Source organism: Collinsella sp. SGI.178, from assembly GCF_050313495.1.
Taxonomy (GTDB): domain Bacteria; phylum Actinomycetota; class Coriobacteriia; order Coriobacteriales; family Coriobacteriaceae; genus Collinsella.
The window spans coordinates 1-16,048 of record NZ_JBNPLM010000026.1; the positions used below are offsets into that span (position 1 = coordinate 1).

General features: G+C 59.2%; 10 protein-coding genes. 5 read left to right on the forward strand and 5 right to left on the reverse strand.

Annotated elements, in window-relative coordinates; all coding sequences use genetic code 11:
- Positions 1 to 601 precede the first annotated feature (601 nt).
- A complete protein-coding gene (vsr, locus tag ACQRAQ_RS07485) occupies positions 602 to 1,591 on the reverse strand; it encodes a DNA mismatch endonuclease Vsr (RefSeq protein WP_427794432.1) in 990 nt (329 codons plus the stop codon).
- Between the two features lie 261 nt (positions 1,592 to 1,852).
- Here vsr and ACQRAQ_RS07490 point away from each other — a divergent pair, with 261 nt between their 5' ends.
- Together ACQRAQ_RS07490 and ACQRAQ_RS07495 are read left to right on the forward strand one after the other, a co-directional pair.
- Positions 1,853 to 2,638: an ABC transporter ATP-binding protein gene (locus ACQRAQ_RS07490; protein ID WP_427728561.1), complete on the forward strand. Its 786-nt coding sequence runs from the start codon at positions 1,853 to 1,855 to the stop codon at positions 2,636 to 2,638.
- A complete protein-coding gene (locus tag ACQRAQ_RS07495) occupies positions 2,628 to 4,829 on the forward strand; it encodes an FtsX-like permease family protein (RefSeq protein ID WP_427794433.1) in 2,202 nt (733 codons plus the stop codon). The genes ACQRAQ_RS07490 and ACQRAQ_RS07495 overlap by 11 nt, the downstream gene beginning before the upstream one ends.
- Positions 4,830 to 5,357: 528 nt before the next feature.
- Here ACQRAQ_RS07495 and ACQRAQ_RS07500 read toward each other — a convergent pair.
- The 4 genes from ACQRAQ_RS07500 to ACQRAQ_RS07515 all read right to left on the reverse strand — a co-directional run bounded on the left by ACQRAQ_RS07500 (position 5,358) and on the right by ACQRAQ_RS07515 (position 11,363).
- Positions 5,358 to 6,389: a 3-deoxy-7-phosphoheptulonate synthase gene (locus tag ACQRAQ_RS07500; protein WP_427794434.1), complete on the reverse strand. Its 1,032-nt coding sequence runs from the start codon at positions 6,387 to 6,389 to the stop codon at positions 5,358 to 5,360.
- A 305-nt stretch (positions 6,390 to 6,694) separates the two neighbouring features.
- The gene (locus ACQRAQ_RS07505) at positions 6,695 to 8,551 is read right to left on the reverse strand and encodes an ABC transporter ATP-binding protein (protein WP_154514936.1); all 1,857 of its coding nucleotides are present in this window, start codon (positions 8,549 to 8,551) and stop codon (positions 6,695 to 6,697) included.
- Entirely contained in the window at positions 8,551 to 10,917 is a 2,367-nt protein-coding gene (locus tag ACQRAQ_RS07510) for an ABC transporter ATP-binding protein (RefSeq protein ID WP_427794435.1), read from the reverse strand. Before ACQRAQ_RS07510 ends, ACQRAQ_RS07505 begins: the two co-directional genes overlap by 1 nt.
- Positions 10,914 to 11,363 (reverse strand): MarR family winged helix-turn-helix transcriptional regulator, encoded by a 450-nt coding sequence (locus ACQRAQ_RS07515; RefSeq protein ID WP_154514934.1) that lies wholly within the window; start codon positions 11,361 to 11,363, stop codon positions 10,914 to 10,916. Before ACQRAQ_RS07515 ends, ACQRAQ_RS07510 begins: the two co-directional genes overlap by 4 nt.
- A 250-nt stretch (positions 11,364 to 11,613) precedes the next feature.
- Between ACQRAQ_RS07515 and ACQRAQ_RS07520 the strand changes: the two genes are divergently transcribed.
- From ACQRAQ_RS07520 to pflB, 3 genes are all read left to right on the forward strand, one after another.
- Positions 11,614 to 12,363 (forward strand): SDR family NAD(P)-dependent oxidoreductase, encoded by a 750-nt coding sequence (locus ACQRAQ_RS07520; RefSeq protein WP_006234857.1) that lies wholly within the window; start codon positions 11,614 to 11,616, stop codon positions 12,361 to 12,363.
- A 108-nt stretch (positions 12,364 to 12,471) separates the two neighbouring features.
- Positions 12,472 to 13,494 carry a 2-keto-3-deoxygluconate permease gene (locus ACQRAQ_RS07525; protein WP_427794436.1) on the forward strand — a complete coding sequence of 341 codons (1,023 nt, stop codon included), beginning with the start codon at positions 12,472 to 12,474 and terminating at the stop codon, positions 13,492 to 13,494.
- Positions 13,495 to 13,963: 469 nt separating this feature from the next.
- On the forward strand, positions 13,964 to 16,015 hold the full coding sequence (pflB, locus tag ACQRAQ_RS07530) for a formate C-acetyltransferase (protein WP_154514930.1): 2,052 nt from the start codon (positions 13,964 to 13,966) through the stop codon (positions 16,013 to 16,015).
- Positions 16,016 to 16,048: the final 33 nt, after the last annotated feature.

The following is a 16,048-nucleotide window of genomic DNA, read 5'->3' on the forward strand; positions in this document are numbered from 1 at the left end:
CGCGCTGCGGGGCTTCCTCCGTCCTGCGGAATGTTCTGAGAGATAGGCCCTTTTCCGTTTCCGGACGGCCCTGCTCGATCGCCCTTGTGGCGTTGGGGCTGAAGGGGTGGGGCGCGAGGGGCGCTTTGTTGGTGGGGGCTAGTATGCCCGGGCTTGGTTGGGGAATGACTTGTTTAGGGATGCTTGGAGCTTATCGAAGGATATTCGCAAGTTGAGATTCTGATCGGTTGAGCGTTTGGCTTTTGTGGTGGGGGAGTCGAGGAGGCCGTTTCTCTGTGTCGGAGGGAAGGAGAAAAGGTCTGCATGTTTTAGGGATGGCTGCTGTGCTGCGTCATTGGAAGAATGCATGCTTATGCGGCCTCCTCGATGTCCACCAAAAGGTTGCGCACGGGGTGTGCTGCTAGGTCCCGTTCGTTGGCAGTATTATGCCGCGGCTGCTGCAAAGAAGCGCTAAAGAAAGGCTTAATCAGGTTTGTTATAACAATGAAACCGCAGGTCAAAGGTATCGAATAACACTCTTGAAAGGTTTTGAGCTTAAGGGCTTTCTAAGGTTTGCGGCTCGGATGTGGCGCGGACGTGCGGAGCGTGTGAATGATCGCTGTTAGCGCTGCGGTGCGGCGGCGCATACCTGTTCGATGACCTTTTCCATGGTGGCGTCGATGCGGTCTTTCTTGAGCTCACATTCCCAGACGGTGATGGGCGTCCAGCCCATTTGGGTAAGCGCGTCGATGGCGGCTCGGTCGCGCTCGACGTTGCGGCGAAACTTTGCCTCCCAAAACTCAACATTGCGCTTGGGCTGGCTCGGATTGCACTTAGGGCAGCGATGCCAAAAGCAGCCGTTGACGAAAATGGCGATCTTGCGCCCGGGAAAGGCGATGTCAGGCTTGCCGGGTACCTTCCATTCCAGACGGTATCCCGTAAGGCCCGCTGCCCGCAGGCGCTGGCGAACGAGCAGCTCGGGTTTGGTGTTGGCGCGCTTGTTGCCCTTCATGGACTTTTTTATAGCGGCGCGACGGCGCACCAGTTCGCGCTCGTCAGCGGAGAGGTCCGAGGTATCGATGCCGTCGAGCAGACCTGGCTTGGGACGCTTTTTGCTGCGGCGCTTAGGTGCGCGCTTGGGCTTGGTGGCGGGTTTGTCGGCCGTGTTGGGCGTGGCGTCATCGGCGGCGCCGTTGGCCTCAAGCCGATCTTCCTTCAACTCAATCAGAGCATCGATAAGCCCCTTGTCGGCGGGCATCCACTCAACGGTGGCAAGCGAGGTGCGCGGAATCCAGCGGATATCGAGCTGGCGGTCGTGCTTCTGGGGCTCATCGGATTCATCGGCGAGCGAGCAGTAGTAGCACTCCATGGAGAGATGAAAATCGGGGTAGTCATACTCAACGGTGTAAAAATCGCGCAGGTTGGTGACTTTTACCTGCAGCTCTTCCATGAGCTCGCGGCGTACGGCGTCCTCGGGCGTCTCGCCGCGCATGAGCTTGCCACCGGGGAACTCCCAAAGTCCCTGCATGTCGCCGTAGCCGCGCTGCACGGCAAGCAGCTCATCGGATCCTTCCTTGCGAATGATCCCAGCGGCAACATGAATAGTCTTCAACAGGAGTCCTCTCTCAACATCGACACGTGGCAGGGTAGCTCATTTGGGTAGTCTTTTTGGGACGGGGCTTTTTTAGCTGCCCTATGTCAAATGCGGCCTCATGCTTCGAAGGCTACGGATAGGGTAGCTAAAAAGCCCCGTCCCAAAAAGACTACCCCTACCTTACGCAACAGTAAGGCAAGCGTAAGCGATATCGATGGTAGCCGACTCGGCTTCTTGCGACTATAGATGCCGTAGACTAATCGCAAGAAAGGACTCGGTATGCAAACCACGCACATGGCGACCCCGGTACTGGAAGTCGTGCATCTCGAAAAGGTATACGGAGCGCTGGGCAACGTGACCCGCGCGCTCAACGACGTCAGCTTTACCGTCAACCGCGGCGAATTCGTTGGCATCATGGGCGCTTCGGGCTCGGGCAAGTCGACGTTGCTCAACTGCGTGTCGACCATCGATAGCGCCACAAGTGGCACGATCCGCATCAACGGCCAGGACGTGACGCGAATGAAGCAGGCTAAGCTTTCGCAGTTCCGCCGCGAGGAGCTTGGCTTTATCTTCCAGGACTCCAACCTGCTCGATACGCTCACGGCACGCGAGAACATCGCCCTGCCGCTCACCATCGCCCGCACAAGCTCGGCAGAGATCTCGACCCGCGTGCAGGATGTGGCAGCGCGCCTGTCCATCAGTCAGGTGCTCGACAAGTATCCCTACCAGATGTCCGGCGGTCAGCAGCAGCGCGTTGCCGCGGCTCGCGCGCTCGTCACCGACCCCACCATGATCATGGCCGACGAGCCCACCGGCGCTCTCGATTCCAAGAGCGCTCGCCTGCTGCTCGAGAGCCTGGAGGCCCTTAACCGCCGCCTGCGCGCCACCGTGCTCATGGTCACGCACGACAGCTTTGCCGCCAGCTACACGAGCCGTGTGCTGTTTATTCGCGACGGCAAGATCTTCACCGAGCTGCGCCGCGGAGACACCGACCGCCGCGAGTTCTTCGACCGCATTATGGAGGTCGTTGCCATGATGGGCGGTGAGGGCTCCGATGCTCTGTAAACTCGCTTGGGGCAACGTCCGCCGCGCCGGCCGCGACTACCTCGTCTACCTTTTGACGCTCACCCTGGGCGTCACGGTCTTCTATGCCTTTAACACCATCTCGATGCAGGTCGACATCGCCGGAATCGATGAAGAGGGCTTGGCGCAGGTTATGGGCAGCATGCTCGGCTACCTGACGTACTTTTTGGCCGGTGTCATGGCCTTTTTGATGGTGTATGCCAATAACTTCATCATGAAACGCCGCAAGAAGGAGTTTGGCCTGTACCAGGTGCTCGGTATGGGGCGCGGGCGCGTCGCCACGATCATGGCGCTCGAGACGGTGATAGTATCGGTTGTGGCCTTTGTCGCCGGCATTGTGCTGGGTGTGGGACTCTCCCAGCTCATGACGTTCTTTACGGCCTCGCTCTTTAAGACACAGATCGCCAATTTCCACTTCTTTTTCTCGGTGCATGCGTTCAACCTGACCCTTGCCTGCATGCTCGTAATGTTTGTGCTCACGCTGCTGCTGAACCTTCGCGCCGTGCGTCGTACCAAACTCATCGAGCTTATGGGTGCCGAGCGTCGCAACGAGAGCATCAAGACACGCAACCCCTGGATCGCGATTGCCATCTTTGCCGTGGGCGTGGTGCTTGTGGGCGTGGCCTATTACCGTCTGCTACGTGATGGGTTCCCGCTAACCGCGACGGACAGCAAGCTGCAAGAGGCCATGAACCAGTTTGGCATTACGACCGCTATGGTTACCGTGGGCACCTTTGCCCTGTTCTGGGGACTCTCGGGCATGCTTATCAAGCTGCTGCAGAGCCTGCGCGGCGTGTATTGGCGCGGCCTCAACATGTTTATCGTGCGCCAGCTTGCGGCCAAGGTCAACACGGTGTGCTTTTCGATGGGCGTCATCGCGATGATTCTGTTCCTTGCCATTACTTCTGTGACTTGCGGCATGTCGATTGCCAGCGTGATGAACGAGAACCTGGAGCGCTATGCGCCGGCCGATATGTCGCAGACGTATGTCTATTACACGCCCGATACGCTCGACTACTACAAAGAGTATGTCAATCCGTCTGAGGCCGATCGCATGGTGCTGGCCGATACAACGGTCGATTTGTACCCCGCATGGCACGGTAAGGGCAAGTCGGCGGACAACAACGACGAGACCGGCAAGAAGGTCAATATCGCCGATGTTGCCGGTGAGCATGTGCAGATCGATTCGTATCTAAGTTACCCGTTTGGCGGTTCGAGTCCTTCGGTGTCTGCGGGTGAGATGTGCAAGACCATGGGCGAAAAGCTTCCCAAGGCGTTCGGGGGTAGCAAGCCCGATGCGATAGGTCTGTTTGTGACGCCGGCGAGCCAGTACAACAAGCTGCGTCAGATGATGGGCGAGGAGCCGGTGAGCATTGGCCGCGACCAGTACTTGCTTACGTGTGATATGGGCGGTGAGCTGATCGACCTGTACACCAAGTATATGGCTGGCGGCCATGCCCTTACCTTGGGCGGGCATACGCTCAAGCCCGCAACTGATAAGTCGGACGAGGACACGGCGGCCATCGCCAACTCGGCGATGGGCAGTAATCCGGGTACCGTCGTCGTTGCCGACGAGCTGTTGTCCCAACTCAATCTGCAGCCGTATTCCAGTAGCCTGCTCGTTAACTACAAACAGGGGATGGATACGACCGAGGCAGACGAGAGCATTGAATACACTGTGCTCGATAAGCTACTCGTTGACGGCAAGGAGCCGGGATCGTGGGGAATCTTCATCACACGCTCCGAGATGTACACGCAGGCAGCGCAGATGAACGGCATGATTAGCTACCTAGCCATCTACATCGGCTTTGTATTGGTCGTTGCATGCGCGGCGATTCTGTCGATCCAGCAACTCTCCAACGTGGCCGACGGCAGCCGCAGCTATCGTGTGCTGGCACAGATCGGCTGCGACGACCGCCAGATTCGCCATTCGGTGATGGCGCAGCAGGCGGTATTCTTCCTGTTCCCGCTGGCAGTGGGTCTGGCGCACTCCTTTGTGGCACTTAAGGTGATTATCGAGCTGGTGAGCATATTCGGAAATATGAGCATCGGCGGCACCGTGGGCCTCACTTGCGCGATCTTCCTGGCAGCGTACGGTGGCTACTTCCTGGTGACGTACCTCATGAGCACCGGAATGGTGCGAGCTGCCATAGCCACCCGCTACAGCGAATAACAAGCGGGCAAAATCGTCGCAAAATCAGAGGCGTATGACCGCCGCGAAGGGACAAGGGGCCCTTTCGCGGCGGTTTTTTCCAACCTGGTGCGTCTCAGATACAAGTGAGTAGACTTTTTTGAACCTGCCGAGCACATCGCGACAAATGCTCAATAAAACCGCAGGTCAGAGCTGTGGCGTTTTGGGGCGTGCTTGGCCTCCTGCAAAAAGCCTACTCACTTGGTTTTTCTGCTAGAAGACCGCCGCGAGGGAAGGCAACTCCCCCGGGTAGTCGTTGGGGACGTTCTTAAACGACTAGTCAAACAAGAGCGTCCCCAACGACCACCCCAAAAGGAGCGTCCCCAAGTGCTAGCTTTGGCAACGACGCTGGTAGAAAAACGTCAGCGAAAACCCGTACACGCGAGCAATGTGCCTTGAAGCGAGGCGGCATTGACCTTTTGGTCATGCCGTCGAAGCTGAAAGGCAGATTGCTCGCGTGTACGGGTTTGCAGCGTCGGCCGGTTACGGCGTTTGGTAAAACGCCGTAACCTACACCCGCTCTGCGATCTCGTGGATGAGGTAGTCGGTCTTTTCCCAGCCCAGGCACGGGTCGGTGATGGACTTGCCAAAGACGCCGCCGTCGACAGACTGGTTGCCGTCCTCCAGGTAGGATTCGATCATAAAGCCCTTGACCAGCTTGGAGATGGACTCGTTGCGGCGGCAGCTGTCGAGCACCTCCTTGCAGATGCGGTGCTGCTCCAGCGGGCGCTTGCCCGAGTTGTCGTGGTTGCAGTCGATGACCGCCGCCGGGTTGGCGTAGCCGGCATGCTCGGTATAGCGCTCGGCCAGACGCTCCAGATGCTCGTAGTGGTAATTGGGGTAGGTACGACCGTCGAGACCAATGTAGCCACGCATGACGGCGTGCGCGAGCGGATTGCCGTCGCACTCGACCTCCCAGTTGCGGAAGATGAAGCTTTGATGTGCCTGGGCGGCGTAGATGGAGTTGAGCATGACGGTGGTGGAACCGGCGGTGGGGTTCTTCATGCCCACAGGCACCGAAATGCCGCTCGACACCAGACGATGTTCCTGGTTCTCGACCGAGCGCGCGCCCACGGCGACGTAGCTCAGCAGGTCGACGAGGTACTGGTAGTTGGACGGGTAGAGCATCTCATCGGCGGTAAAGAAACCGGTCTCCTCGATGACGCGCAGGTGCATATGGCGGATGGCCTTGACGCCCTCGAGCAGGTCGTCGGGAGCCTCGGGGTTGGGGTTGTGCAGCAGGCCCTTGTAGCCAGTGCCCTTGGTGCGCGGCTTGTTGGTATAGACGCGCGGAATGATGATGAGTTTGTCCTTGACCTCTTCGGCGACCTTGGCCAGTCGGCTCATGTACTCAAGCACCGAGTCCTCGCGGTCGGCAGAGCACGGGCCGATGATGAGCACCTTGCGCGCGTCCTCGCCGGTAAAGACCTTGGCGACCTCGGCGTCGAATGCCTGTTTTTTGGCGGTAAGATCGGCGGAAAGCGGCATTTCCTCGCGGATTTCCATGGGGATCGGCAACCTGCGCTTGAATTCCATGGCCATACGGGGCCTCCTCAATCAAATAAGACAAAGTGTGCATTGTCGAATGCTCGGCATTATCCGCTGTCGCACGCTAAAGTGCAAGCCCTCGTTACCCCAAAACCTGCCAAAAAGGGACAGGTTTATTTTGGCAGGTTTTATCTGGTCAAACGTCAACTGACCCTGGAATGGAATGATGTCACGTGGCTTGGAAGAGGCCGTCGATTTGGTCCCAGGGGAGGCGGTTTGAGGGTTGCAGAACAAAAAATGGGGGCGCAGGTTGTCCTGCGCCCCCGTTCTCGGGTGTTATTTGTTCCCTGCGGCAGAATCTACGCAGCTTCGTCGAACTGCGAGTTGTACAGGTCGGCGTAGAAGCCGCCTTGAGCGAGCAGCTCGTCGTGCGTGCCCTTCTCGACGATGTCGCCGTCGCGAATTACCAAGATCACGTCGGCGTTGCGGATCGTGGACAGGCGGTGTGCGATAACAAAGCTGGTACGGCCCTGCATCAGCGCATCCGTGGCGCGCTGAATAAGCTCCTCGGTGCGGGTATCGACGTTGGATGTCGCCTCGTCCAAAATCAGCGCCGGGCGGTCGGCCAAAATGGCGCGGGCAATGGTCACGAGCTGGCGTTGGCCCTGCGAAAGGTTGGTGCCTTCCTCGTTGATCATAAAGTTGTAACCGCCGGCGAGCGTATGGATAAAGTGGTCGCAGCGTGCAGCGCGTGCAGCGGCCTCGACCTCGGCATCGCTTGCATCGGGGCGTCCGTAGCGGATGTTCTCGCGGATGGTGCCGTTAAACAGCCACGTATCCTGCAGCACCATGGCAAACTCGCCGCGCAGTGCCGCGCGGTCCCAATCGCGTACGTCGACGCCATCGACGCGCAGCGAGCCGCCGTCCACGTCGTAGAAGCGCTGTAGCAGCTTAATGAGCGTGGTCTTGCCGGCGCCGGTGGGACCGACGATGGCGATGGTCTGGCCGGGCTGTGCCTCGCAGCTAAAGTCGTGGATGATGGTCTTGTCGGGCGTGTAGCCAAACTTGACGTGGTCAAACTCCACATGGCCAGGGCGCTTTTCGGGAATCTGCGCGTCGGCCTTCTGCTCCTCCTCGGGCGCGGCCAGAAACTCAAAGACGCGCTCGGTGGCAGCGGCCATAGACTGCATCGTGTTGCTCACGTTGCCCAGCTGCTGCACGGGTTGCGTAAAGTTGCGAACGTACTGGATAAAGCTTTGGATGTCGCCGGGCGTGGCATTGCCGGTCAGCGCGAGCTGTGCGCCCACCACGACCACGCCCACGTAGCCCATGTTGCCCACCAAGCTCATAAGCGGCATCATCAGGCCCGACAGGAACTGCGAGCGCCAGCCACTAATAAAGAGGCGGTCGTTTTGACGGTCGAACTCTTCGATTGAGGCCTCGGCGCGGTCGAACACCTGAATGACGTTCTGGCCGGCAAAGTCCTCCTCGATAATGCCGTTGACGGTGCCCAGGACCTGCTGCTGCTCGCGGAAGTACGGCTGCGAGAAATGAATCATCACGGTCAGGATAATCGCGGCGGCCGGCAGTGTGAGCACGGTGACGCCGGTAAGCGGCAGGCTGATCGACAGCATCATGACGAGCACGCCGATAATCTGCGTCACCGACGTGATGAGCTGCGTCACGCTCTGGTTGAGCGACTGACCCAGCGTATCGACGTCGTTGGTGATGCGGCTGAGCACATCGCCCTTGCTGTGTCCGTTAAAGTAGCTCATCGGCACGACAGCGATCTTGGCGGCGATCTCCTTGCGCATGCGGTAGCAAATCTTTTGCGTGACGCCGGTCATGAGCCAGCCCTGGATGAGGCTGCAAACAGAGCTTGCCAGATACAGGCAGAGCAAAAAGCCGAGCGTCTTGGCGATCCAGGCAAAGTCGACATCGCCGGTACCGTTGACCTTGGCGACCAGGCCTTCGAACAGCTTGGTCGTAACCTGGCCGAGCACCTTGGGTCCCACAATGTTAAAGACGACCGAGCACACGGCAAAGGCGACGGCGGCAAGCACGGCAACCTTGTGTTGACCGATATAGCCGAGCAACTGCCGCATGGCACCCTTAAAGTCCTTGGCCTTCTCGCCGCGGCCCATGCCACCCATGCGGCCCATGGGACCGCGCTGGCGGGTGGGCTTGGGAATCTGAGTCTTGGTCTCGTCTGCCATTAGTGCTCGCCTCCCTCCATAACGGCTGCAATTTCTTCTTGAGTGAGCCCCAGCTCCTCGGCGGAAAGCTGCGACTGTGCGATCTCCAGGTACGCCGGGCAGCTGTGCAGCAGCTCCTCGTGCGTACCAGTGCCCACCACGTGGCCGTCGTCGAGCACGATGATCTGGTCGGCGTGCATGATGGTCGCGATGCGCTGGGCTACGACAACGAGCGCGGCGTCGGTAACGTTTTTGGCAAGCTCTTCGCGCAGGCGCGCGTCGGTCTTGTAGTCGAGGGCGCTAAACGAGTCATCGAACACCAGGACCTCGGGCTTTTTTGCCAACGCGCGGGCGATGGCCAGACGCTGGCGCTGACCGCCCGAGACATTGGATCCGCCCTGGCTGATGGGGGAGTCGTAGCCGCCCTCGCGCTCGGCGATAAAGTCCTCGGCTTGGGCGATGCGCGCGGCCTCGTGCATGTTCTCGTCGCTTACCATGTCGCCGGCAAACTTAAGGTTGCTCTCCACGGTGCCCGAGAACAGACGTCCCTGCTGCGGGATGTAGCCAATGCGGCGGCGAAGCTCGGAAAGGGTCATATCGCGCACGTCGATGCCGTCGAGTGAAATGCTGCCGCCCGTGACGTCGTATAAGCGCGGAATCAGCTGTACGAGCGTGGACTTGCCCGAGCCCGTGGAACCAATGATGCCGAGCATCTGACCGGCATGCGTGGTGAAGTTCACACCGCTAATGACGTCGGCGCGGGCATCGGGATACTGGAAGCTCACGTCGCGGAAGGTGAGCTCACCGCGCGGTGCGCTGGCGGCGGGCAGTTTGGGCGAGGCGGGGTCGTTGATGCTCGTGGGGCAGGTGATGACCTCTTCCACGCGCTCGGCTGCGACCTCGGCGCGGGGCAGGATGACCGAAACCATGGTGAGGATCATAAACGCCATGACGATCTGCATGGTGTAGGAGATAAACGCCATCATGTTGCCGACCTGCATCACGCCATCGGACACGCCCTGCGCGCCAAACCAGACGATAAGCACGGTGATGCAGTTCATGACGAGCATCATGAGCGGCATCATAAAGCTCATGGCACGATTGGTGTAGAGCTGCGTGGTCATTAGGTCGAGCGAAGCCTTGTCAAAACGCTCGAGCTCATGCTCCTCGCGGTTGAACGAGCGGATGGGCATAAGGCCGTCGAGCAGCTCGCGGGCGGTGAGGTTCACGCGGTCCACAAAGCTCTGCATCTTTTTGAACTTGGGCATGGTGAGGCCCATAAGCACGCCGACGACGGCCGAGACCGCGATGATGGCTACGGCGATGGTCCACTCCAGGCCGGTGTGGTTGGCCAGGACGCGCATGACGGCGACGATGCCCATGACGGGGGCCATCAGGCACATGCGGATAAACAGGGTTGCGGCCATCTGAATCTGCTGAATGTCGTTGGTGCAGCGGGTGATGAGCGAGGCCTGGCTAAACTTGCCCACCTCGGCCGGCGAGAAGTGCATAACCTTGTTGAAGGTCTCGCGGCGCAGGTCGCGTGCGATGGAACAGGCGGTGCGCGAGGCCACGGCGCCGGTCAGGATGGTGGCGATGAGCGAGATCAGGCACAGACCAAACATCGTGGTTGCCATGCGGCCCAGATAGGCGTTCTGCACGTCGGCGGGGTCGATGCCCTGCGCCTTGTACTCGTCTTGTACATAGCTCACGGCGCGTTGGGTCACGATGGAACCCGACATGGAGCCCATTTTGTCCGCCATATCGTTGGCGCTCTCGACGAGCTTGCCCTGGTCGATTAGGCCGCCTTCAACGCCTAGGCGTAGGCTCTTCATGGTGATCTTACCGCCGTCGGTATCAATCTGCTTTTGCATGTTCTGCGCCGCCGCGGCCTTCTGCTGCATCTCGGCGAGCTGCTCGGGCGTCATTGCCGCCATCTGCTCGGGGGTGGGCATGGCCTGGGCGGCGTTGTTGTTATTCTCGCTGGACGAACCCATCATGTCATCCATGGAGTTGGCGTCAATGCCCTGGTTGAACGAAAGGACGACGGTCTCGGGCAGGCTCACGATGTCGGCAATCTTGCCGCCGTCGGCGCGCTCCTCTTCGGTGCCCTTGTACGTTCGAATGCCGTTATTATCCGCCTTGCTAAACACGGCCTCCACAGCTTTGGCGTCCTTATCGCTCATAAAGAGTTCGAGGTCGTCGAGCGATTCGGCGCGAATGGTGTCAGGCACGGGCGAGGCGATACCGCCTTGCTGCACGCCCACGTCGACGATGTCGCTCATATACGTAGGCAGCGCCAGATCGGCGTTGCAGCTGATTACGATAAGTACGATAGCTGCGAACAGTGCCAGGACATGCTTTTTAAAGAGCTTGAGAATCCTCACTCGGCATCTCTCCTTTCTTGATTGCGGTCGATAATTTCGTTGGCACGCCTAAGAAGGCGCACCATCTCTTGGGTATCTGTTTCGCCGAGCTGCTCGAGGAAGGCCGCGGTGCGGTCCTCGAATTCCCGATGCTTGATTTCGAGATCATGGAATCCCTTGTCGGTCACCGTGACGTGTACGCGACGACGGTCGGTCTTTGAGTGCTCGCGCTCGACCCAGCCTTTGGCTTCGAGAGCGCGCAGGATATTGGCGATGCGGGCGCTCGAGACCCAGGCACGATCGGCGAGTTCGCTTGGCGTGAGCGAACCGCCAGCGAGCATGAGGGCGCGCATGACGGCCATCTCACCACTGAGGGCTTTGTCCGCAAAGCGCGAAATGCGCTGATGCATACTGCCGAACTCGGTAAGGAGCTGACGCCCAAGTTCACGGAAATCGGTATCTTTCACCGAAAACCCCTAACACTAGAAACTATTTTTGGTAGAAGATGATACCCCCATATGCGGGCCTCATGCAGTGGGCAATATTAAGAGCGCATAAAGACTTAAAATAATTCAATTGCTGAAGCGTTTCAAAGAACTATCATGCCCGCGGTTAGGCGAGGGGTTGTCACCACCATGACGACTGGGACTCATTTATCGCCATGTGCGATGCTCCAACTTCCCGCAAGGAGACACCTGAATCAAGGGGGTTGGAGTCATGGCATTTGACTTCACGGGTAAAACCGCGATCGTTACCGGTGGCACTCAGGGCATTGGCCTCGAGATTGCCAAGGGTATCGTTGCGGGCGGCGGACACGTCGCGCTCATCGCAAGGAACGCTGCTAAGGGCGAGGCGGCTGTGGCCGAGCTTGGCGAGGGCAACAAGTTCTATCAGCTCGATGTCGCCGATGCGCCCAAGGCGCGCGAGACCGTCGAGCAGATTTTTACGGACCTGCCGCAAACCAACATCCTGATCAACTGCGCCGGTGTCATCAGCACCAAGAAGTTTGACGAGATCGACGACACCGAGTGGCGTCGCACCATCGACATCAACCTCAACGGCACCTTTACCATGATGAATGCCGTGTACCCGCACTTTAAGGCGGCACATGCCGGCACTATCGTCAACGTGAGCTCCGTTGCTGGCAAGATCGGCGGCGGCCTGCTCGGCACCGCGGCCTACGCGAGCTCCAAGGCCGGTGTCAACGGCCTTACCAAGGCGGTCGCCAAGGAGGGCGGTAAGTTCGGCGTCCGCTGCAACGCTGTGTGCCCGTCGCTCACGCTTACCGACATGACGTCGATCCTTTCTGACGAGAACTCTCAGCGCATCATCAACGGTATTCCTCTGGGTCGCGCCGCCCAGGCCAGCGAGCCTGCGCAGATGGTGCTGTTCTTCGCTTCCGACCTCGCCAGCTTCGTGAACGGCGAGATCGGTGACTGCGACGGCGGCATCGTCCTGGACGGGTAATACCCCGCGGTAATCGTTTGGCGGCGACCCTGGCGACTCGGGGTTGTCGCCTTCTTTCTGACATAGGCGCGTGCGGCTACGATTCGCATGCATCCAAAGGAGATATATATGAGTGAATCGACTGCGGTGGAGGCGCCGGCTGCAAAGGAGCCGTTCTTTAAGATGTCCTCCATCCCGGGTGCCAATATTTTGGTGCCGCTTTTGCTGGGCTGCTTGCTCAACACGCTATTCCCCGACCTGTTCAAAACGCTCGGCAGCTTTACGCTTGGCATGACTCAGCAGGGTGCAAGCCCGCTCGTGGGCGCTTTTTTGCTCATCGTCGGTACGACGATTTCGTTTAAAAGTGCTCCTGCCGCCGCTGCACGCGGCGCCATCATCATCGCTGTCAAGCAGATCGTGGTCGTTGCCGTGTCGCTGCTTATCCTTTATGTATTCAACGACAACCTGTTTGGCATCTCTGCCATGGTGATGCTGGCGGCTTGCACCGGCGCCAACAATGCTATGTACGCTGGCCTGATGGGTACCATGGGCAACGAGGCCGAACGTGGCGCCGTCGCCATCACCACACTCGTTGTCGGCCCTCCGGTCACAATGATCGTGCTCGGCGCTGCTGGCCAGGCTCCGATCGGCTGGTCGCTCGTGGGCGCCATCCTGCCGATCGTCGTCGGCATTATTCTGGGTAACCTCTTCCCGAGCTTTAAGAAGATGATGGCTCCGGCACTTTCCGCCATCATCGTGCTCGTCTTCTTTGCCATGGGCTCGACCATGACCTTTGGCCAGCTCATCAACGGCGGTCTTCCCGGCATCCTGCTCGGCGTGATCTGCTCGGTGGTCTTTGCAATTCCCGTCATCGCGGTCGATAAGTTCACGGGCGGTACGGGTGTCGCAGGTGCGGCCATTTCGAGCTGCGCCGGAGCCAATGTGGCCACGCCTGCCGCCATGGCGAGTGTCAACGAGGCCATGTACGGTGGCGCCGTGCTCGCGACGGCTACGGCGCAGGTTGCAGCGTGCGCCATCGTGACGGCCATTTTGACCCCGCTGGTCACCAGCTGGTGCTACAAGCATTTTGAGGGCCAGGGTCACGGCGACAGCAAAAAGGCCGCGGCCGACAAGGTCGCCGCAGCCGCTTAATGCCAAGCGGCAATCAAAGCTAAATAACTAGCCACGCCACAGGGCGGCCCCGGGGGAAATCCCGTGGCCGCCCTGCAGTTTCTGTGGGTCTCTGGGACACTTTACCCTGCTAAAGCTGGCATAACAGCTAGAGTGAACGTCGTACAAAGGCAAGGAAAAATACCAAACAAATCGGTGAACGGTAGTTGTTCGCGCTCACATTTCCTGCGGATTTGTTAAAAACGCCCTAATGTTATAAAAAAAGAAACATATAACAGCCCTGATGAAGGGGGTAGCTATGTTATCCTTCTCAAACGGGTGAAATCTTGGGTTTTGGGTTGCAGTTCCAAGGTGGACAAACGTTTTTCCCTGTGCTAACGCGCGATGGAAGGCGAATGAAGCCGGTCATGCAACCCGAACATTCAAGAATTCAATAAGCAGCGGTGTGAGAGAGCGCCGCATTATACGTAACTAGGAGCGTGGTTACACAATGCAGGAGGCATGGGAAGGCTTCAAGGAAGGCATCTGGACGGGAGAGGTTGACGTCCGAGACTTCATCCAGAAGAACTACACCCCCTACGAGGGCGACGAATCGTTCCTCGCCGGTCCGACCGAGCGTACCAAGGAGCTGTGGGGCGAGGTTCTCGACCTGCTGCTCAAGGAGCGCGAGCAGGGCGGCGTCCTCGATATGGACACCAAGACTGTCACGGGTATCGTGAGCCACCCCGCTGGCTACATCGATAACGCCCACCGCGAGAAGGAGACCATTGTTGGCCTCCAGACTGACAAGCCGCTCAAGCGCGCTCTGCACGTCAACGGTGGTATCCGCATCGCTTGCCAGGCTGCCAGCCAGCACGGCTACAAGGTCGACGAGAACGTTGTCGAGCGCTACACCTTCGAGCGCAAGACCCACAACGCCGGCGTCTTCGATGTCTACACCCCCGAGATGCGTGCTTGCCGCTCGGCTCACATCATCACCGGTCTGCCCGATGGCTATGGCCGCGGCCGCATCATCGGCGACTACCGTCGTGTCGCCCTGTACGGCGTCGACTACCTGATCAAGGACAAGGAGGCCCAGAAGGCTTCCACCCCGACGGTCATGACCGCCGACAACATCCGCGATCGCGAGGAGCTGCAGGAGCAGATCCGCGCCCTCGGCGAGCTCAAGATGATGGCCGAGACCTATGGTTTCGATATTTCCAAACCTGCTACCAACACGCAGGAGGCCATCCAGTGGATGTACTTCGCCTACCTCGCTGCCGTCAAGGAGCAGAACGGCGCCGCTATGTCCATCGGCCGTACCTCTACGTTCATCGACATCTACGCTGAGCGCGACCTTGCCAACGGTACCTTTACCGAGGAGCAGATCCAGGAGTTCGTGGATCACTTCATCATGAAGCTCCGCATGGTCAAGTTTGCCCGTACCCCCGAGTACCAGGCCCTGTTTACCGGCGATCCGCAGTGGGTCACCGAGTCCATCGGCGGCATGGGTGTTGACGGCCGTACGCTCGTTACCAAGATGAGCTTCCGCTACCTGCACACGCTCGAGAACATGGGCACCAGCCCCGAGCCCAACATGACCGTTCTGTGGTCGACCCGTCTTCCCGAGAACTTCAAGAAGTTCTGCGCCAAGACTTCTGTCGCCAGCTCCTCGGTCCAGTACGAGAACGACGACCTCATGCGCGTTTACCACGGCGACGACTACGGCATCGCCTGCTGCGTGTCCTCCATGCGCATTGGCAAGGAGATGCAGTTCTTCGGCGCTCGTGCCAACCTGGCCAAGTGCCTGCTGTACGCACTCAACGGCGGTGTTGACGAGGTCTCCAAGAAGCAGGTCGGCCCCAAGTATCGCGCCGTCGAGGGCGACACGCTCGATTACGATGACGTTATGGCCAAGTACAACGACATGATGAAGTGGCTCGCTGGCGTGTACGTCAACTCGCTGAACATCATTCACTACATGCACGACAAGTATTGCTACGAGCGCATCCAGATGGCTCTGCACGACAAGCACGTGCACCGCTGGTTCGCTACGGGCATCGCTGGCCTTTCCGTCGTGGCTGACTCCCTGTCCGCCATCAAGTACGCCAAGGTTCACCCCGTCCGTGACGAGAACGGCATCATCGTCGACTTCGAGACCGAGGGCGAGTTCCCCAAGTACGGTAACGACGACGACCGCGTCGACCAGATCGCTCACGACGTTGTGCACCAGTTCATGGAGTACATCCGCATGAACGACACCTACCGCAACTCCGTGCCCACGACCTCGGTTCTGACCATTACCTCCAACGTCGTGTACGGTAAGAAGACCGGCTCCACGCCCGACGGCCGCAAGGCTGGCCAGCCGTTCGCCCCGGGTGCTAACCCCATGCACAAGCGCGATAGCCAGGGCGCCATCGCTTCGCTGTCTTCGGTTTCCAAGCTCCCGTTCCGCGATGCCCAGGACGGCATCTCCAACACCTTCTCCATCATCCCGGGCGCGCTCGGCAAGGAGGACCAAGTGTTCTTTGGTGATATCGACCTTGATCAGCTGGGCGAGTAACTATTGTTAGTGCTATACTAACAATAACGATTA

What these genes read in the sequence shown, in the direction of transcription:
- ACQRAQ_RS07495 (WP_427794433.1), top strand. Translation starts at nt 2,628, where the DNA reads ATGCTCTGTAAACTCGCTTGGGGCAACGTCCGCCGCGCCGGCCGCGAC.
- ACQRAQ_RS07520 (WP_006234857.1), top strand. Translation starts at nt 11,614, where the DNA reads ATGGCATTTGACTTCACGGGTAAAACCGCGATCGTTACCGGTGGCACT.
- ACQRAQ_RS07500 (WP_427794434.1), bottom strand. Translation starts at nt 6,389, where the DNA reads ATGGCCATGGAATTCAAGCGCAGGTTGCCGATCCCCATGGAAATCCGC.
- ACQRAQ_RS07490 (WP_427728561.1), top strand. Translation starts at nt 1,853, where the DNA reads ATGCAAACCACGCACATGGCGACCCCGGTACTGGAAGTCGTGCATCTC.
- ACQRAQ_RS07505 (WP_154514936.1), bottom strand. Translation starts at nt 8,551, where the DNA reads ATGGCAGACGAGACCAAGACTCAGATTCCCAAGCCCACCCGCCAGCGC.
- ACQRAQ_RS07525 (WP_427794436.1), top strand. Translation starts at nt 12,472, where the DNA reads ATGAGTGAATCGACTGCGGTGGAGGCGCCGGCTGCAAAGGAGCCGTTC.
- pflB (WP_154514930.1), top strand. Translation starts at nt 13,964, where the DNA reads ATGCAGGAGGCATGGGAAGGCTTCAAGGAAGGCATCTGGACGGGAGAG.